This is a genomic window from Mycobacterium sp. Aquia_216, from assembly GCF_026723865.1.
GTDB lineage: Bacteria > Actinomycetota > Actinomycetes > Mycobacteriales > Mycobacteriaceae > Mycobacterium.
This window is the reverse complement of the sequence record NZ_CP113529.1, coordinates 2,384,796-2,403,439: the sequence shown is the minus strand read 5'-3', so window position 1 is coordinate 2,403,439 and position 18,644 is coordinate 2,384,796. Positions and strand designations below refer to the sequence as shown.

16 protein-coding genes are annotated in these 18,644 nt (G+C 64.2%); 10 read left to right on the top strand and 6 right to left on the bottom strand.

All coding sequences use genetic code 11. The annotated features are described in order from the left end of the window. Positions 1 to 73: 73 nt before the first annotated feature. A complete protein-coding gene (locus tag OK015_RS11215) occupies positions 74 to 1,201 on the bottom strand; it encodes a glycerate kinase (protein WP_268131448.1) in 1,128 nt (375 codons plus the stop codon). 270 nt (positions 1,202 to 1,471) lie between these two features. Here OK015_RS11215 and OK015_RS11210 point away from each other — a divergent pair, with 270 nt between their 5' ends. From OK015_RS11210 to OK015_RS11195, 4 genes are read left to right on the top strand one after another with little or no spacing between them, the layout of a single operon-like run. After that, a complete protein-coding gene (locus OK015_RS11210) occupies positions 1,472 to 2,329 on the top strand; it encodes a hydroxypyruvate isomerase family protein (RefSeq protein ID WP_268131446.1) in 858 nt (285 codons plus the stop codon). Further along, complete coding sequence (locus OK015_RS11205) at positions 2,293 to 3,219, top strand: 2-hydroxy-3-oxopropionate reductase (RefSeq protein ID WP_268132624.1); 927 nt, start codon at positions 2,293 to 2,295, stop codon at positions 3,217 to 3,219. Before OK015_RS11210 ends, OK015_RS11205 begins: the two co-directional genes overlap by 37 nt. A 5-nt stretch (positions 3,220 to 3,224) precedes the next feature. After that, a complete protein-coding gene (gcl, locus tag OK015_RS11200; RefSeq protein ID WP_442791293.1) occupies positions 3,225 to 5,009 on the top strand; it encodes a glyoxylate carboligase in 1,785 nt (594 codons plus the stop codon). 35 nt (positions 5,010 to 5,044) lie between these two features. Next, the gene (locus tag OK015_RS11195) at positions 5,045 to 5,824 is read left to right on the top strand and encodes an IclR family transcriptional regulator (protein ID WP_268131443.1); all 780 of its coding nucleotides are present in this window, start codon (positions 5,045 to 5,047) and stop codon (positions 5,822 to 5,824) included. Between the two features lie 5 nt (positions 5,825 to 5,829). Here the strand turns inward: OK015_RS11195 and OK015_RS11190 are convergent, their stop codons facing one another. Genes OK015_RS11190 through OK015_RS11180 form a run of 3 tightly spaced genes read right to left on the bottom strand, consistent with a single transcriptional unit; the run spans position 5,830 to position 8,387 of the window. Then, a complete protein-coding gene (locus OK015_RS11190; RefSeq protein ID WP_268131441.1) occupies positions 5,830 to 6,129 on the bottom strand; it encodes a PE family protein in 300 nt (99 codons plus the stop codon). Positions 6,130 to 6,141: 12 nt separating this feature from the next. After that, positions 6,142 to 7,344, bottom strand: a complete 1,203-nt coding sequence (pyk, locus tag OK015_RS11185; RefSeq protein WP_268131440.1) for a pyruvate kinase — start codon at positions 7,342 to 7,344, stop codon at positions 6,142 to 6,144. 17 nt (positions 7,345 to 7,361) lie between these two features. Continuing rightward, a complete protein-coding gene (locus tag OK015_RS11180; protein ID WP_268131439.1) occupies positions 7,362 to 8,387 on the bottom strand; it encodes a 2-dehydropantoate 2-reductase in 1,026 nt (341 codons plus the stop codon). Between the two features lie 186 nt (positions 8,388 to 8,573). Between OK015_RS11180 and OK015_RS11175 the strand changes: the two genes are divergently transcribed. The 5 genes from OK015_RS11175 (at position 8,574) to OK015_RS11155 (ending at position 13,659) form a co-directional block, all read left to right on the top strand. Next, positions 8,574 to 9,665, top strand: a complete 1,092-nt coding sequence (locus OK015_RS11175) for a Re/Si-specific NAD(P)(+) transhydrogenase subunit alpha (protein WP_268131437.1) — start codon at positions 8,574 to 8,576, stop codon at positions 9,663 to 9,665. After that, the gene (locus OK015_RS11170; RefSeq protein ID WP_268131435.1) at positions 9,662 to 9,976 is read left to right on the top strand and encodes an NAD(P) transhydrogenase subunit alpha; all 315 of its coding nucleotides are present in this window, start codon (positions 9,662 to 9,664) and stop codon (positions 9,974 to 9,976) included. The genes OK015_RS11175 and OK015_RS11170 overlap by 4 nt, the downstream gene beginning before the upstream one ends. Continuing rightward, on the top strand, positions 9,973 to 11,361 hold the full coding sequence (locus OK015_RS11165; protein ID WP_268131433.1) for an NAD(P)(+) transhydrogenase (Re/Si-specific) subunit beta: 1,389 nt from the start codon (positions 9,973 to 9,975) through the stop codon (positions 11,359 to 11,361). Before OK015_RS11170 ends, OK015_RS11165 begins: the two co-directional genes overlap by 4 nt. A 104-nt stretch (positions 11,362 to 11,465) precedes the next feature. After that, entirely contained in the window at positions 11,466 to 12,641 is a 1,176-nt protein-coding gene (locus OK015_RS11160; protein ID WP_268131431.1) for an NAD-dependent formate dehydrogenase, read from the top strand. Positions 12,642 to 12,948: 307 nt separating this feature from the next. After that, the gene (locus OK015_RS11155; protein WP_268131429.1) at positions 12,949 to 13,659 is read left to right on the top strand and encodes a GntR family transcriptional regulator; all 711 of its coding nucleotides are present in this window, start codon (positions 12,949 to 12,951) and stop codon (positions 13,657 to 13,659) included. Here the strand turns inward: OK015_RS11155 and OK015_RS11150 are convergent. Together OK015_RS11150 and frc are read right to left on the bottom strand one after the other, a co-directional pair. After that, a complete protein-coding gene (locus tag OK015_RS11150) occupies positions 13,623 to 15,014 on the bottom strand; it encodes an OFA family MFS transporter (RefSeq protein WP_268131427.1) in 1,392 nt (463 codons plus the stop codon). The genes OK015_RS11155 and OK015_RS11150 overlap by 37 nt on opposite strands. A 283-nt stretch (positions 15,015 to 15,297) precedes the next feature. Continuing rightward, the gene (frc, locus tag OK015_RS11145; protein WP_268131426.1) at positions 15,298 to 16,527 is read right to left on the bottom strand and encodes a formyl-CoA transferase; all 1,230 of its coding nucleotides are present in this window, start codon (positions 16,525 to 16,527) and stop codon (positions 15,298 to 15,300) included. Between the two features lie 507 nt (positions 16,528 to 17,034). Between frc and OK015_RS11140 the strand changes: the two genes are divergently transcribed. After that, complete coding sequence (locus OK015_RS11140; RefSeq protein ID WP_268131424.1) at positions 17,035 to 18,378, top strand: OFA family MFS transporter; 1,344 nt, start codon at positions 17,035 to 17,037, stop codon at positions 18,376 to 18,378. Positions 18,379 to 18,644 lie beyond the last annotated feature (266 nt).

Sequence of the window (18,644 nt, the reverse complement as noted above, 5' to 3'; positions counted from 1 at the left end):
TGTATGCGGGAGCGCGGGCGCGGCCACCGCCCCGCCTGAAAATCACCAAGGGACCGTTGATCGACATTTGGTATCAGCACTCGGCGCTCTCGCGGACCAGTCGCTCGGTGACCAGGGCCACCAGTGTGGCGGCGTACTTGGTGCAGCGCGAAAGATCGGGCTCGACTTCGTTGAGGGTGCGCACCGCGCCGAAGCCCGCCGCCCGGGCCTGAACACCCGTCAACGTAGACACTCCGGCGACGGCGAAGGTCGGGATGCCGTGTGCGTGGGCGTATCGCGAAACACCGACGGGCGCTTTGCCGCGCAACGACTGGCCGTCGAGGGACCCTTCACCGGTGATGACCATCCTGGCGCCCAACAACTTTCGGTCCAGCTCGACTAGGTCGAGGATCATTGCGATGCCGGGCCTCATGCGCGCGCGCAGTACCGCGACCGCGGCGAATCCCACCCCTCCCGCGGCGCCGGCGCCGGGCGCGTCTCGGCAGTCGGCGCCCACCGCAGTTTCGACCAGGTCCGCCCATCTGGTGAGCCCGTGATCCAGCTCGGCAACTTGCTCGGCGAGGACGCCCTTTTGCGGCCCGTAGACCGCGGCGGCACCGAGTGGACCGCACAGCGGGCTATCCACGTCGGCGGCCAGCGTGACCGTGGCCTCGCCGAGGTGGGGATGCAACCGGCTGAGATCGAGGTGCGCAGCGTCGGCCAGGCCCCGAGCACCCATAGCAATCGGCCGACCGTGGCGATCGAATATCTTCGCACCCAGCGCCATCAGCATCCCCGCGCCGCCATCGGTGCTTGCACTGCCGCCGACGGTGATGACGATGTCGCGGCAGCCGTCATCCAGCGCTTGGGCCATCACGGTGCCCAACCCGTAGCTCGTCGCTGTCACCGGCGCCGGCGTTGCCGCCGGAAGCCGCTGCAGACCACAGATATCCGCCATCTCGATGACCGCACGCTCATCCTTGCGGGCATACGCGGTGTGCACGGGTGCACCCGTCGGGCCCGACGCGTGCGCGTCTACGCGCTCAAATCCGGCCGCCAACACGGCGTCGAGGGTGCCCTCTCCTCCGTCTGCGACAGGGCAGACGACCGGGGTCATCGTAGGAACTGCGCGGCACACGCCCTGCGCCATTGCCCGCGCAGCCTGCTCACCTGTCAGCGAACCCTTGAACTTGTCCGGCGCGAGCACGACGTTGCCCCTCATCAGGAGAGCGCAATACCCGAGCATTCCGCAATACGGAATGATGCTTCCATCCCAACAACCTGACACGCCCGACGCGCGACTGTCAAAGCCACCGGACCGACATCTGGCGTAGTCATCGAAATTGCTTATTAAATCTGACAATTGGGGTTGTACGGATCGCGCCATTCCTTGACAGGGACTGGTGTATCGCCTTGACTCAATTTCGTATTCCGGTGTGGACATTCCGTATTGCGGAATGTTGTTCGGCCTAGGCAAAGAGGAAGGACGGCCATGGCTCCGGCGACTTACACGGTGAACTGCTCGATCCTGTTCACCGACCTACCCGTGCTGGACCGACCGGCCGCGGCTCGAGCGGCGGGCTTTGAGGCGGTGGAGTTCTGGTGGCCGTTCATCGAGGCGACACCCCCAGACGCGGACGTCAGGGCCTTCGTCCGCGCCATCGAAGAGGCGGAAGTGCAGTTGTCCGGACTGAACTTCTTCGCCGGTCACATGGCCGGTGGCGACCGAGGTGTGCTGTCCGATCCCGCGCTGACGACCGAGTTTCGCGACAATGTGCACGTCGCCATCGGCATTGCCGAAAGCTTGGACACCCGGGCCTTTAATGCCCTCTACGGCAACCGCATCGACGGTATCGCGCCGGAGGTGCAAGACGAGGTGGCGGCCAAGAACCTTGCTTACGCGGCTCAAGCCGCCCACCGCATCGGCGCGACGGTGCTCATCGAGCCGGTCAGCGGCGCACCCCGCTACCCACTCAAAACCGCGGCCGACGCCGTTCGCGTCATCGACCGCGTTCGAGCGGAAGCGGGCGTCACCAATCTGCGCCTGTTGGCGGATCTGTATCACCTTTATGTCAACAACGACGATGTGCCCGCGGCGCTGCAGTCCAACTACGAGCTGATCGGACATGTTCAGGTCGCCGACGCTCCCGGACGTGGGGAGCCGGGAACCGGTGAGATCCCGCTGGGAGACTATTTCGCCATGCTGGCGCCGCAATACAGCGGCTACATCGGTTTGGAATACAAGTCATCTCGGCCCGACACCTTCGACTGGCTGCCGCCGGACGAGCGAGGTCGTGGCGGTTTCAACGTCGAATCACTGAAAACACTGACAGGAACGAGGAATCAGTGAGCACGATCGCCTTCATCGGGCTGGGCATCATGGGCAGTCCCATGGCCTGCCATCTCGCCCACGCCGGCCACACCGTCGTCGGCTACAACCGATCACCGGGCCGGGCCGCGGCACTGATCGAAGCGGGCGGAGCGGAGGCGGGCTCCATCGCGGAGAGCGTGAAGAACGCCGACATCGTGGCCGTCATGGTGCCCGACTCCCCCGACGTACAAAATGTATTGCTCTCGGAGGACGGTGTTTTCGCTCATGCTCAGCCCTCGACGCTGGTGATCGACTTCTCCTCCATCCGGCCCGACGTCACCGCCGAGCTGGCCAAGGAAGCCACTCAACGCGGGTTGCGTCTCATTGATGCCCCGGTGTCCGGCGGCGAGCCCGGCGCCAAGAACGCGTCGTTGTCGATCATGGTCGGCGCCACCGACAGCGATTTCGCAGCGGCTAAACCGATTCTGGAGCTCGTCGGCAAGACAATCGTTCATGTCGGGCCCAACGGGGCGGGCCAGACCGTCAAGGCGGCCAATCAGCTAATAGTCGCCGGCAACATCGAGCTCCTCGCCGAAGCAGTGACGTTCCTGCGCGCCTACGGCGTCGACCTGGACGCAGCAATCAAGGTGCTGGGTGGTGGGCTGGCGGGCTCGGCGGTGATCGAACAGAAGGCCCCAAAGATGTTGGCACGCAACTTCGACCCAGGTTTCCGGATCGAACTGCACCACAAAGACATGGGCATCGTCACCAGTGCGGCCCGCGAAGCGGGTGTGACCATTCCGCTCGGCGCCGTCGTCGCGCAGCTGATGGCTTCGGCGGTGGCCAACGGGGACGGCCCCCTCGACCACTCCGGCCTGCTACGAGGTGTCGAACGCCTGTCCGGACATAAGGAAGGTGGGATCCAGTGACCCGGATGCGCACGGTCGACGCGGCCGTCAGAATTCTCGAAATCGAGGGTGCCACCCATGCTTTCGGCTTGCCGGGGGCAGCCATCAATCCTTTCTATTCGGCGATGCGTGCCCACGGCGGGATCCGGCACCTGCTGGCCCGCCACGTCGAGGGCGCCAGCCACATGGCCGAGGGTTACACCCGCGCCGCACCGGGCAACATTGGTGTGTGCATCGGCACCTCGGGCCCTGCCGGCACCGACATGATCACCGGATTGTATTCAGCCAGCGCCGATTCCATTCCCATCCTGGCAATCACCGGCCAGGCTCCGGTCAACAAGCTGCACAAAGAAGACTTTCAGGCAGTCGACATCGCCTCGATCGCGGCACCCGTGACGAAGATGGCAATGACGGTTCTCGAACCCGGGCAGGTCCCCGGCGCCTTCGCCCAGGCGTTTCACCTGATGCGCTCGGGCCGGCCCGGCCCGGTGCTGATCGACCTGCCCATCGACGTTCAGATGGCCGAAATCGATTTCGACCCCGGCACTTACGCTCCCCTCCCGGTCTACAAGCCCGCGGCCACGCCGGCGCAGATAGCCAAAGCGCTTGACATGCTGGTCACCGCGCAACGGCCACTTATCATCGCCGGTGGCGGCATCATCAACGCCGACGCCGACGAACTACTCGTCGAACTCGCCGAGTTGCTCAATGTCCCGGTGGTGCCGACGCTGATGGGGTGGGGAACCATTCCCGACGACCATCGACTGGCGGCGGGGATGGTCGGGCTACAGACCGCTCACCGCTACGGCAACGCCGCCCTACTCGAATCGGATTTCGTAATCGGTATCGGCAACCGGTGGGCCAACCGCCACACCGGCGGACTCGACACCTACCGGCGGGGCCGCCGCTTTGTGCACATCGACATCGAACCCACCCAGATCGGCCGGGTGTTCGCCCCCGACCTCGGCATTGTCTCTGATGCCAAGGCGGCGTTGGAGATGCTGGTGGCGCAGGCATCCCAGCGGCGTTCGGCCGGCCACCTCCCGGACTGGGCCGACTGGGTGCGGGACTGCCAAGACCGCAAAAAGACCATGCACCGCAAGACTCACTTCGACGACATCCCCATCAAGCCGCAACGCGTCTACGAAGAGATGAATCGGGCATTCGGGCGTAATGCCCGCTACGTCACCGCGATTGGACTCTCCCAGATCGCCGGAGGTCAATTCCTGCAGGTCTTCAAGCCGCGGCACTGGATCAACTGCGGGCAGGCCGGGCCACTGGGATGGACGATTCCCGCCGCGCTCGGCGTGGTCGCCGCCGACCCAACCGCCACGGTGGTCGGATTGTCGGGTGATTACGACTTCCAATTCCTCATCGAGGAACTGGCCGTCGGCGCACAGTTCAACCTGCCCTACGTCCATGTCGTCGTCAACAACTCCTACCTCGGGCTGATCCGCCAAGCTCAGCTCAACTTCGACATGGACTATTTCGTCTCGTTGGCTTTCGATAACATCAATGCCCAGGAATCGGACGATACCGAGCTGCCGAAGGGCTATGGGGTCGACCACCGCCGGGTAGTGGAAGGATTGGGCTGCAAGGCAATCCAAGTCACCGACCCAGCGCTGATCGCGCCCGCACTCGCCCGCGCGCAGCAACTCGCCCGCGAGCACAAGGTGCCCGTGGTGGTCGAGATATTCTTGGAACGCATCACGAACATCGCGATGGGCACCGACATCGACAACATCACCGAACACAATGAGCTGGCAACCACGCTCGACGATTCACCCACTGCCGCATTGCTGTTCGACTAGCGCGTCGTCCGCCGCGCTTGACTCGGTGACACCCGATGACCACTGAGCCCGAATACGCTGACCGCACGGGCGGTGTCCAATCGGTGGAACGAGCGTTCGGGGTGCTCGAGATTCTGGCCGCGATGGGCGGGACCGGTGCGCTCGGTGAGCTCGCGGCGCGCGCCGATCTGCCCCAGCCCACGATGCACCGACTGGCACGAACCTTGTTGGGCATGGGGTACCTGCGGCAGCTTCCCAACCGGCATTACTCGTTGGGGCCGAGGCTGATTCGCTTGGGTGAGAGCGCGGGCCAGCTCATCGGTATGTGGTCACGGCCCCATCTCAGTGAGTTGGTGGACCGCACCGGCGAGACGGCGAACATGGCGGTGATGGACAATGACATGGCCGTCTACGTTGCCCAGGTCCCCTCACCGCATTCGATGCGCATGTTCACCGAGGTCGGCCGGCGGGTCTACCCGCACTGCACCGGAGTGGGCAAGGCGCTGCTGATGCAACTCCCCGATAAGGCGCTGCGCGATTTGCTGGCGCGAACCGGGATGCCCGCAGCGACCGAGAATTCGCACACGACGACCGACGGATTGCTCCAAGACATCACGCTGTGCCGTGCCCGCGGCTATGCCGTCGACGAGGGCGAGCAGGAAATCGGCGTGCGCTGCTTCGCCGTGCCGGTACCCGATGCGCCGTCACTGACCGCCATTTCGATCTCCGGTCCCGCGGTGCGCGTCACGTTGACGTCCGCGCCGAAGGTTACGCCGCTGTTGAAGCGGGTCGCGCGCGCCATCGCCTCGGAGTTCGACAAAGGCGCCGCTCTCTAGCCTGCTCACCCGGTAGCCGCGGCATTGGCGGCCTCGGTCGCAGCGTACGTATCCGCGCTTGCCGCCATGGTTTTGACCAGCGCCTCCAGCACTACCGCGCCCTGAGCGCTGACGGACCGATACATTTGGGCATACATCGTGAATTGTGCGGCGATCAGTGCAGAAACCTCGTCCGCGGCCGCGGGAACCACTCCGGTGGTGGGGCCCGCCGCAGCCGCGTTCTGGGCATTCATCGAAGCGCCGATCGCACCCAGCTGCGAGGCCGCTCCCGCCAGCGCATCGGGTTGGACGTTGACGAACGACATATGTTGTCCCCCTTAATGATTCCGGCGGTGCGACACCGACGACACTGCGCTCAGGCCTAATGCCGCGGTGCTGCCCGCGAGGGCGTAACGGCCCGCGACCGCTCTCAGTCGCCGCCGCACCAAGCGCGCCGCCGCCAAGACCGCCTCAGCAACGAAGTCGCGATGGCCGTCGGGACGACCGGCCCAATACGGCGGTTCTCCACGGTGGATCGCACCCTCGGCTTCTTCGACGATGCGCGCCATCGTGGTCACGGTGTGAGCCGGATAGGCTCCGACGCTGGTCTCCGCGGACAGCATCACCGCGTCGGCGCCATCGAGCACCGCGTTGGCCACGTCGGACACTTCGGCTCGCGTCGGACGCCGGTCCGAGACCATCGAGTCGAGCATGTGCGTGGCGACGATGACCGGCTTGGCAGCATCGCGGCAGAGCCGGATCACTCGCTTTTGGACCAGCGGTATCTGCTCCAACGGCATCTCGACACCGAGATCACCGCGGGCCACCATCAAGCCGTCGAAAGCCGCGACGATCGCCGGCAAACACAAGACAGCTTCTGGCTTCTCCAGTTTGGCGATCACGGGCACTCGCCTGCCGACCTCACTCATGATGGCGTGGGCCAGCTTTGCCTCCTCCGGTGCGCGCACGAACGACATGGCAATCATGTCCACACCAAGATTCAAAGCGAACTTCAGGTCCTCAATGTCTTTGTCGGACAACGTCGGAGCGCTGACCGCGACTCCGGGCAATGAGATGCCCTTGTTGTCGCTGACGGGCCCTCCGTGCATCACCTCGCAGCCGATGTCCGAGCCGTTGACTTCCACCACCGCCAAGTCGATTCTGCCGTCGTCGACAAGCAGCCGATCGCCGGTTTTCACGTCCGAGGCCAGACCGCGATAGGTAGTGGAGACTCGGTCGTGATCGCCCGGACAGGCATCGGTGGTGATCGCGACTTTCTCGCCGGCACTCCAGACCACCGGCCCGTTGGCGAACCGTCCCAGCCGTATTTTGGGTCCTTGCAAGTCGGCCAGCACTCGCACAGAGGGCCGGCGTCGAGCGGCGATCTCGCGGACCAGGTCGTAGTAGGCGGAATGCTCCGCGTGCGTGCCGTGACTGAAATTCAGTCGCGCGACATCCATTCCGGCATCGATGAGTTCAGTCAGCCGCGGAGCTGTGGCGGTCGCGGGTCCCAATGTGCAGACAATCTTCGTTGTGCGCATGGACGGTGTCCTTTCCCCTAGCGCAGAGCCGCTTGAGGTTGTTGTTGCAAAACCCCGCCACGGCGTGACGGCGCCACTCCACTGGTGCGGGCGAGGAGGTCGGTGGCAGCGTGGACGGTGCGAAGGGTAGGAGCGGACGCCCCGGTCAGGTCGGCGAGTTCCACCACCGCGGAGACAATCGCATCGAGCTCCAGCTCCTTGCCCGCTTCGAGATCTTGAAGCATCGAAGTCTTGTGGTGCCCGACCTTTTCGGCCCCTCGCAGCCGCTTGTCTATCGAAATATCCGGCGTACTACCCAATCTCGCGGCGATGTCCAGGGTCTCCTCCATCAGCTGCATCACCACTCGTCGGGTGTTCAGGTCCTGGCACATCTGCACCATCGTCGCTCTGGTCAACGCACTGAGCGGGTTGAATGCCACGTTACCCATCAACTTGATCCAGATGTCGTTGCGCAGATCGGTCTCCACCGGGCATTTCAGTGCGCCGGCGATCATCGCTTCGCTCAGCGCCTTACAGCGCCCCGAGAGCTCTCCGGACGGTTCGCCGATGGAAAACCGTGTCCCCTCGAGATGCCGAACCACGCCTGGAGCCTCCAGAACTGTGGCCGGGTACACCACGCAGCCGATCGCTCGCTCGGGAGCCAGCACTGCGCTGGTGGCGCCGCCGGGATCCACCGCCTCGATCCGGTGTCCTTGATAGGGACCCGGCAGCTGGTGGAAATACCACCAGGGAATGCCGTTCTGCGCGGCGATGATTGCCGTGTTCGGACCCAGCAGGGGCTCAATCAGCGGACCGCACGTGGGATAGCTGTGTGCTTTGAGACCCAAGAAGATGTAGTCGACCGGCCCGATCTCGGCCGGGGAGTCCGTCGCGTTGGGGTGCGCCAAGAAGTCACCGCGCGGACTGATCACGCGCACACCGCTTTTCCGGATCGCTCGCAAGTTGTCGTTTCGCGCGATCAGGTGAACGTCGGAACCGCCCCGGTACAACGCGGCGCCCCAATAGGCGCCGATAGCTCCGGCACCAACGACTGCAATCCTCATAGAGTCTCCTCCCGCATCCCGCATGCATCGAGCCGCTGGGCGGCCAAGGTCCAAGGCGTCCTCATTATTGCATACAGTATGCGATCCTTGTATGTTTGTAGCCATCGCGCTCTCGGCGGGACGTCGGGACTTCACCAATCCGGACCGCGTCGAGCGTGCCTTCCGGCCAACTCAAGGAAGAGGGCTATGTCTGCGATCGGAGTGCCTCGCGAGATCGCCGCCGGCGAAAACCGAGTCGCCCTGGTACCCGGCGTCGTCGAACGCCTGCGTGCCGCCGGCCACCATCTCGTCGTCGAGACGGGAGCCGGCGAGGGAGCCTTGATCCGCGACGAGGACTACAGAAACGCGGGCGCCGTTATTGGCGATCCTTGGTCGGCCGATGTCGTGGTCAAGGTGAACCCGCCGACTGAGACGGAGATCAGCCGTTTGAAACAGGGAGCCAGCCTGATCGGCTTCCTCGCGCCCCGCACCCGCCCCGAGCTCGGCGAGCGTTTGCGACGAGCGGGTGTCAACGGCTTCGCGATGGAAGCCGTGCCCCGGATTTCACGGGCCCAGACCATGGATGCGCTCTCCTCACAGGCCAATGTCGCGGGATACAAGGCGGTGCTGTGTGCCGCGCAGTGCTCGACCCGCTTCTTCCCGATGATGACCACCGCTGCCGGAACAGTGAAGCCGGCAACAGTTTTGGTGCTCGGTGTCGGCGTTGCCGGACTTCAGGCACTGGCCACGGCAAAACGGCTGGGGGCCCGCACCACCGGCTTCGACGTCCGGCCCGAAGTCGCCGACCAAGTCAGATCGTTGGGCGCCAAGTGGCTCGAACTCGGCGTCACGGCCGCCGGCGAAGGCGGGTACGCCCGCGCCCTGACGCCGGCAGAACAGGCCGAGCAGCAACGCCGTCTCACCGAAGCGATTCCCGGCTTCGACGTGGTCATCACCACCGCTCTCGTACCCGGCCGTGCCGCACCCAGATTGGTCACCGCTGCAGCCGTGCGCCTGATGCGCAGCGGCAGCGTCGTCGTCGACCTCGCCGGTGAGGCCGGCGGCAACTGTGAACTCACCGTGCCGGGAGAGACGGTGCGTCGGCACGACGTCACCATCACCGCGCCGCTGAACCTTCCGGCCGGCATGCCCGAACACGCCAGCGAGCTCTACGCGCGCAACGTCGCGGCACTGCTGGAGCACATGCTCGACGGTGCGACCGTGCCCGATCTTTCTGACGAGATCCTCGGCGCCTGCTGCGTGACCAAATCCAACAACCAGTTGACGGAGATCCGATGACGCTCGTGGCCAACCTGGCGATTATCACCCTGGCCGGTTTTGTCGGCTTCGCGGTGATCTCCAAGGTGCCCAACACGCTGCACACCCCACTCATGTCCGGTACCAACGCGATTCACGGCATCGTCCTGCTCGCCGGTCTGGTGCTCCTGGGCCAGTCGGCCACCGATGCATTCGACCGGCTGTTACTGGTCATCGCGACTGCCTTCGGTGCGATCAACGTGGTGGGCGGCTTCCTGGTGACCGACCGCATGCTCGGCATGTTCAAGAAGAAGCCCAGCGTCTCGGCCGGAAAGGTTGCGTCGGCGAAGTGAATGACCTCATCGCTGTTCTCTACGTCGTCGCTTTCGCGCTTTTCATCCTCGGACTCACCGGCCTGACCGGGCCCCGCACCGCCGCGCGCGGCAATCTGATTGCCGCCGTTGGTATGACGATTGCGATCGTGGCCACCCTGCTGACGCCGGGCACGAGCAATTGGTGGCTGATCGCACTCGGGCTGCTCCTCGGGGCATTGGTCGGTGTTCCCGCGGCCCAGCGCGTCAAGATGACCGCCATGCCTCAGATGGTCGCCCTGTTCAACGGCGTCGGAGGCGGCGCGGTGGCCTTGGTCTCGTGGGTGGAATTCCGCGACAGCCATGGTTACGCCGCCGTGCCGGCCTACGTCGCGATCGCCTCGCTGTTCGCCGCCATCGTCGGCTCGCTGTCGTTCTGGGGATCGCTGATCGCCTTCGGAAAGCTACAGGAAGTGTTGCCGGGCAAGCCCATCGGGCTGGGCCGAGCGCAACAGCCGCTCAACCTGATACTGCTGGTCGCCACCGTCGGCTGCGCCGGCGCCATCGAATTCGGCCAGCGAGCACCGGTGCTCTTCATCGCTGTGCTCGTCTTCGCGGCCGTGCTCGGCGTCACCGTGGTGCTGCCCATCGGGGGCGCCGACATGCCGGTGGTGATCTCGCTGCTCAATGCGCTCACCGGGCTTTCGGCGGCAGCGACGGGACTGGGGCTGGACAACACCGCGATGATCGTCGCGGGAATGATCGTCGGAGCGTCGGGGACCATCTTGACCAACCTGATGGCCAAGGCGATGAACCGCTCGATCCCCGCCATCGTCGCCGGCGGCTTCGGCGCCACCGGCACCGGCGCGAACACCGCAGACGTGCCAGCCGATCAGACGGTGCGCCAGACCAGTGCGGCCGACGCGGCGTTGCAGATGGGCTACGCCGGCCAGGTGATCATCGTCCCCGGCTATGGAATGGCCGTGGCACAGGCCCAGCACGTGGTGCGCGAAATGGCCGGGCTACTAGAGGGACGCGGCGTGGAGGTGCGTCATGCCATCCATCCGGTGGCGGGTCGCATGCCAGGGCATATGAACGTTCTGCTCGCCGAGGCCGATGTGCCCTACGAGCAGCTCAAAGAGATGGACGAAATCAACGGCGAGTTCAGCCGCACCGACGTGGCCCTGGTCATCGGCGCCAACGACGTGACAAACCCTGCGGCACGGTCGAATCCGGCCTCGCCGATCTACGGCATGCCGATTCTGGATGTCGACCAAGCCAAGTCCATCATCGTGCTGAAAAGGTCGATGAATCCCGGATTCGCCGGCATCGAGAACGAGCTGTATTTCAACGAGAAGACCTCGATGCTGTTCGGCGACGCGAAGGCATCCGTCGCCGAAATCACCGAGGAACTCAAGGTTTTGTAATAGCACAGCGTGGCAACCACGCAGCGACACACACTTGACCGCCACATCAGCGCGGCGGCAGGAAAAGCGCCGAGGATCGGCGGCAAGAAAGGAAACGAGATTCTATGTCAAAAGTGGTATGCGTCCTTTACGACGACCCGGTAACCGGATATCCCAAGGAATTTCCGCGCGACGGCCTGCCTCACCTGGACCGCTACCCGGATGGGCAAACGCTGCCGACACCGTCGGCCATCGACTTCGCCCCGGGCGCACTGCTGGGCAGCGTTTCCGGCGAACTGGGCTTGCGTCCCTACCTTGAGAGCCTTGGCCACGAGCTGATCGTGACCTCGGACAAGGAAGGCGAAAACTCGGAGTTCGACAGGCACCTCGCCGACGCCGAAATCGTCATCTCGCAACCGTTTTGGCCCGCGTATCTGACCGCCGAGCGGATCGCGCGCGCCCCCAAACTCAAGCTGGCGGTCACGGCGGGGATCGGCTCGGATCACTACGACCTGGACGCCGCGATCGACCACGGAATCACGGTCGCCGAGGTCACCTTCTGCAACAGCATCAGCGTTGCCGAGCACGTCGTCATGATGATTCTGTCGCAGGTCCGCAATTACCTGCCGTCCCATCAATGGGTCCTTGACGGCGGCTGGAACATCGCCGACTGTGTGCAACGTTCCTACGACCTCGAGGGAATGCATGTCGGCACCGTCGCCTCCGGCCGAATCGGGCTCGCGGTACTTCGCCGCCTGGCGCCGTTCGACGTGCACCTGCACTACACGGACAAGCACCGGCTGCCCGCTGAGGTCGAAAAAGAACTGAACCTGACCTTCCACCCCAGTGTCCAGGACATGGTGCCACACCTCGATGTCGTGACGATCAACGCTCCCCTGCATCCCGAAACCCGAGGACTGTTCAACGACGAGTTGCTGGCGACGATGAAACGCGGTGCCTACCTTATTAATACGGCGCGGGCGCTTATCTGTGACCAGGCCGCCATTGTCCGCGCGCTGCAGAGCGGTCAGTTGGCGGGCTATGCCGGCGACGTGTGGTACCCCCAGCCTGCACCGTCCGACCACCCGTGGCGCACCATGCCCCACCAGGGGATGACACCGCATATTTCGGGCTCCTCGCTGTCTGCGCAGACTCGATATGCGGCCGGCACCAGGGAAATTCTGGAATGCTACTTCGGTGGAAAACCGATCCGCGACGAGTACCTCATCGTCGACGGGGGCGCACTGGCCGGTGTGGGGGCGCGGTCATACACCGCAACCGCCAAATCCGGTGCGGCCTAGCGGCCGATCGGTGCCGGCGCTGTCCTGAAGCCGGCGATGCCGTTTCGTGCGGCGGCGCGGCCAACGGGGTTGGCGAGCAGACGGGTTGTCCTGCTCGCCAACCCCGTTGCTTTTGTCTTAACCGTGCAAGTGCGGCGAATCACGTCGCGATATTTGCGATCTGGCTCCAAAGCGCTTGACCTGCCTGTATCCTGTATACAACCTTGAGAAAAGCTGGACAGCCCGCGGTGTCGTAGTCCCAGACTTGGACGTTGCGGACTGTATGCTACGTACGCGATTAACCAGGACGGGAATGAGGATAGACTTCATGGTCACCACCGGCGCGCCGAGCGAGGCGGGGTCGCGGATGAGGTTGGAGCGGCCGGCACCACTGCGCGAAGCTGCCTACGAGGCGCTGATGGAGCTGATCATCACCCGTGAATTGCGGCCCGGCCAGCATTTGGTGGAAAACGAGTTGGCCGCCCAACTGGGCGTGAGCCGCCAACCCATTCGAGAGGCCTTGCAGCGCTTGCAAAGCGAGGGGTGGGTCGACCTCCGCCCGGCGTTGGGCGCATACGTGCACGTGCCCACCGATGCCGAGGCCGATGAGCTGTTGGGCGTGCGTACTCTGCTCGAAGCCGAGTCGGCCCGGTTGGCTGCTCGCGCGGCCAAACCGCCCCAAGTAGAACATCTTTGGGAGCTGCACCGGACCGGAGAGAAGGCGCTCGCCGGCGGTGACAAGGAAGGTCTTGTCACCGCCAACGATGCCTTCCACTCTTATATCGTTGCCATGTCGGCCAATAGCGTGCTGGCGAACCTCATCGGCCAAGTCGGACGCCGGGTGCGTTGGTATTACCAGCCCATCGCGCTAGCCCGCGGCAAAGACGCCTGGGACGAACACGCCGAGCTGATCGAGGCCATCGCCGGGCGCAGCGGTAAGCGTGCCGGAGACCTGATGCGCCGCCACACCGAACGCACCCGCGAGATTTACCATCAGCGACGTCAAGAAGCCGCCGACGGTGCCGAAGGCGTGGCATGACCCACTGCCTGGGCAACCGTTACATTCTTCGTGCGCCGTCCCGGCTGCCGCAACAACGCCGCGGTTCCGGCTGAGATCAGCGCACTGGCCGCGGCCAGCCAGTAGGCACCGGTGTAGCCCCACGCGTCAATCACGCTGGCGCCCACACCGATTCCCAGGATCGAGCCGACCAGCTTGGAGCTGTAGATGATGCCGTAGTTGCTGGCGTTGTTGTTCTCACCGAAGTAGTCGGTGGTCAGCGTGGCGAACAGCGGATAGAAAGCACCGCCACCGAACCCGACCAAGACGGCGAAAAGGATGAAGGCGATCTCATTCTTGGCAAGCCCGGAGTAGAGCAGGCCGATCAGAGCGATGACCGACACCAGCAGCACGATGAGCAGCGTCTGCTTACGACCGATCCGGTCCGAGACGAAGCCGGTCACCGCGCGACCGACGCCATTGATGATCGAAAGGACGCCCGCCGACGACGCCACGATCATCGCGCCGAAGCCGAGGTGTTTGGCGAACGGAACCATATAGCTGATGCCGAACAGCGAGACGCCGGTGGTAATCCCCAACGACAGCCACATCAATGGCAGCATGCCCGTTTTGATGGCCTCCAGCGGACCGTATTGCCGGACCGCGGGCGGGTTCTTCTGCAGACTTCGGGCGTTGGGGCCGCCGGCCGCGTGCTGCAGCGGGTCGACATCCGCCGGCCACCAGTTCTTTGGCGGATCCTGAAAAAAGGCGCCGCATACCGCGACGACCACCAGCATGAAGGCCCCTACCAAGTCAAGAACCCACACATAGGTGTTCGGGTGCAGTGCGTAACTGAAAATGAAGATGAAAGGTACTGCACCGTAGGCGAACCCGCCACAAACGAACCCCGTCTTGGCGCCCCGCCGCTCTGGATACCACTTGCCGACGATCGTGATGCCCGTCGAGTACACCAAACCGACCCCACAGCCACCGCACACCGCGAATCCCAGGAAGGCGACGACCAGATTCCCGCTGTGAGCGACGGTGACGAAACCCAGTGCCGACAACACCGCAGCGGCGAGCATGGTGGACCTCGCCGAGGTGAGCCCCTTTTCCCGAAGCCGGCCCGCGGGATAGGCAACGGCTGCCTGAAACACGGCCCAAACTGAAAGCAGCCAGAAGGTTTGGGACAGACTCCAGCCATGGGCTTGGCGCAGGGTATCGGCGGCGGCGCCGTAGCCGTATTCAAAAACGCTGACCGCCATCATCGCGATCCATGGCAGCCAGACCAGAGACGCTCGGGATCTGCCGAGCAGATCGCGGTCGGTTTCGCCGACGCGATAGATGCGACCATTGGCATCGATGACCTCGCGATAGGTTGCGAGAGTTGAAGACATCGTTGACTCACTTTCGGAAAATGGGCATGACGGGGTGGCCCGGTGGCCGCGTGCGTTGAACGACCCGGCGACCATCGAGCTGATGGATTGGTTCGGTATCGGGGTGAAGTTTGACCCGCGGGATCTATGGCGGTGCACGACCGGCGATTTCGCTCGCGTAGCGCGCTCGGTAAGCCACGCCTGACATCCGAAGCCATGGCCGGCCCGTCATGACCCACCTCGGTACTGCACCGAGTTGCGCGCGGCCATTTCCCACAACCGGGTCCTTCTCAGCGCCGCGCGCTCAGATCACTCCGGCGCTTCTGAAGTGCTGCAACTGCTCCGGCGTATAACCCAGTTCCGTACAGATTTCCTGGGTGTGCTCGCCCAGCAGCGGTGGACGGATGACATCGACGGGCGAGTCGGAAAGCCGAAGCGGGCTGCCGACCGTCTTGAACGTCCCCCGTTCGGGGTGCTCGACGGTGACGATCGCCTCCAGATCTGCCAGCGTCTGGTCCTCGATCAACTCCTTGGTGCTCAGCACCGGACCGCAGGGCACATTGAGAGCATTGAGTGCCTCCATGGCTTCCCACTTGTCGAGCCGTTGACTCCAGTCCTCGATCAGAGCGAAAACCTTGTCCAGCTTGGGCAGTCGGTCTTCTGGCCGAGCCCAGTCCGGATGGTCGGCGAGATCGGGTCGGCCGATGAGCTTCGCCAGCGGCGCCCACCCGGCGGGCTGGACGATGACATAGATGTAGTCATTGGGACCCCCACCTTTGGTGCGAACGGCCCACCCGGGTTGACCTCCACCGGAGGCGTTGCCCGCCCGGGGCACCTCATCGCCGAAGCGCTCGTTGGGATATTCGTGCAGTGGGCCATGAGCCAGCCGTTGCTGATCGCGCAGCTTCACCCGACAGAGGTTGAGTACGGCGGCCTGCATCGCAACCTGAACCCGTTGCCCACGACCCGTGTTGGTGCGCTGGAGCAACGCCGCGAGGATCGCGGCGACGAGGTGAATTCCGGTGCCGGAGTCGCCGATTTGTGCGCCCGTGGCAGTGGGCGGGCCGTCCTCGAAACCCGTCGTGGCCATGGCGCCGCCCATCGCCTGGGCGATGATTTCGTACGCCTTGAAGTTGAAGTACTTGCCCGGACCAAATCCTTTGATCGACGCATAGATCAGCCCCGGGTTGATTTCCTGCAGCCGCTCCCAACTGAACCCGAACCGGTCGACCACGCCGGGGCCGAAGTTCTCCACCAAAACATCGGCACGCGCTACCAGTCTGCTGAAGATCTCCTTACCGTCGGCGCTTTTCATATTGACGGTGACACTGCGTTTGTTGCAGTTGAGCATCGTGAAATAAAGACTGTCCACGTCGGCCAGGTCGCGCAGCTGGCCCCGCGTGACGTCTCCGCCGTTAGGTGTTTCGAGCTTGATGACGTCGGCACCTAGCCAGGCGAGCATCTGGGTGGCGGATGGACCGGACTGGACATGAGTCATATCGAGCACGCGAACACCGTCTAATGCCTTACCCATGAGATCTCCCCTGAGAGTTGTCGTTGTGGCCGAAAGACCGTGATGCCGCTGCGCGCGTCGAGTGCTCCACTGCCCGTGCAGGTTCGGGTGACCGACGCCGCGATGCGATGCCCACCATTGCCCCAACCTCCTGCGCCTGCCGGCCGGCCAATTCTCCGCGCAGCGGGGGATTCCGAAGCAGTGAAATGGGCTGCGACGGCCGGGCCCGAGACTGGCTGTCTACTGCAGACTGTATACCGTATACGACCAGTGTCACTAAAGACGAGCCAATTGTCTAGAGCGGACCGGCTGATAAACGGTGAACCAGTCCCCGTCACCGATTGAAGGGACGCCGCCAACGCCTCACCGGCAACGAATTAGCCCGGCGAAGTTGTTTGCCGAATAGCGTTGCGCCACGTGCCCTCACGCCAGTGGGGGCTTTCGCACGCCGGTTTGCTTACCACCCCTGGACACTGGCGGTGAACAGGAGTACAACCGTTGCATACTGTATGCATTAAGGGGATCACGATGACCGGCGGTGATGGAATCGCAGTCCTGCGGATTCGAGCGCACGGGTGCTCGTATCGCATCGGCGAACGACCGCACGACATCATGGCGCGGTCGAGAATCTGGATGCTGTGGCTGCCATGGACGGCAATGGCCGGTATCAGCGTGCTCCAATTTGGCTACGGGGTCGCCGTCATCGCTGTCCAGCAGTCGCATGCCCCCGCTGCCGCAGGCGTATTCTCGGTGCTGGCTCTGTGGGTGGTTTTTCAGGCAGGTGCCGCTGCCGCTACCCCAGCGCTACGGGGACGCTGCGGAATCGGTTCGCCCACTGCGATGTTGATCGGTGCCGCCTTGTCCGCCGTTGGCCCGCTGACGCTTTCGTGCACCAGCGATCTCAAGATCGCAGTGGTGGGCTACTCCGTGCTGAGCGGCATCGGCGCCGGGATTGTTTACGCTACTTGCCTTTCCACTGTGGCACAGTGGTACCCCGAGCAACGCGGTGCGAAAGTCTCGCTGGTATCGGGCGCGTTCGGTTGCGGTGCGATCCCGTTTATCGTCTTGTTCGCCTGGGTGCTTCACCCCGCCAACCGCGGGGCCGTCCTCTGGGCCGTGGGACTCTGTGTTCTGGTCGTGGTGACGATGTGCGGCGCCTTCTTTCGCGATCCACCGCCGGACTGGTGGCCGGCCGAGATCGACCCAAGACTGTGGGGCGTCGACAAGCGCGTGAACCGCAGCCTGTTAGGCAATGCCCCGGCGATACGGCAATACTGGCCCGGCGAGACCGCCCGGACATCGGCCTTCGTGCTGATGTACCTGATCGCGGTGGTGGCGTCGGCGGCGGCGTTGCTGACCATCGTTTACGTGCCAAGCATCGCGATAGCCCACGACTTGCCGCTAGCGGTCGGCACCGTCGCCGTCGCGGTGCTGGCGCTGGTGAACGGTGCCGGCCGGTATATCGCCAGCCGGTTCTCGGATCGATTCGGTAGGCGTCAGACGTTGAGTCTGGCGTTGGGGATTGAGGGTTTCGCGCTCCTGGGCTTGGCGTCCTCAGCCTCGGCAGGGTCCGCCGTCGGATTCGTCGCGTTTGCCGCACTCAGCGGGTTAGCCGGCGGAACCTTCTATTCGCTGTTTATCAACCTGGTCGCCGATTATTTCGGAGAGCGCAGCGCGGTCGGCAACTTCGGGCTGGTGTACAGCGCCAAGATGTTCGGCGGTCTGATCGGGGTGGGACTGCCCGCGCTGTTGATACCTTTTGAGCGCCTGGGAATGGCTTTCGTCGCCATCGGCTTGATCTGCCTATGCGCCGCCATCGCGCCACGACGGTTGCAGCGGCCCGGCTATCCAATTTGCCGCCTGCCGAATTGACACTCGCGGCAAGCCACGCGGCAACGGCACCGTAAGCAGTCAAACTTCTCGCGTTGTCGCTGCCGACGACTTCGGACCATCCGACGGCATCCACGTATCCGGTGCCCTGGGTGGCCGCCGCACCGATCCCCCGCACCGCCCATAATTACGAGCCGACTTCTCGGCACACATGATGTGGTTGTCGGTCAACGTGACTCGACGGAGAAGAGATGGCCCCAGGGATCGAAATCCCTGGGGCCATCCCCGCCGCGACCCGGCGATTGGGG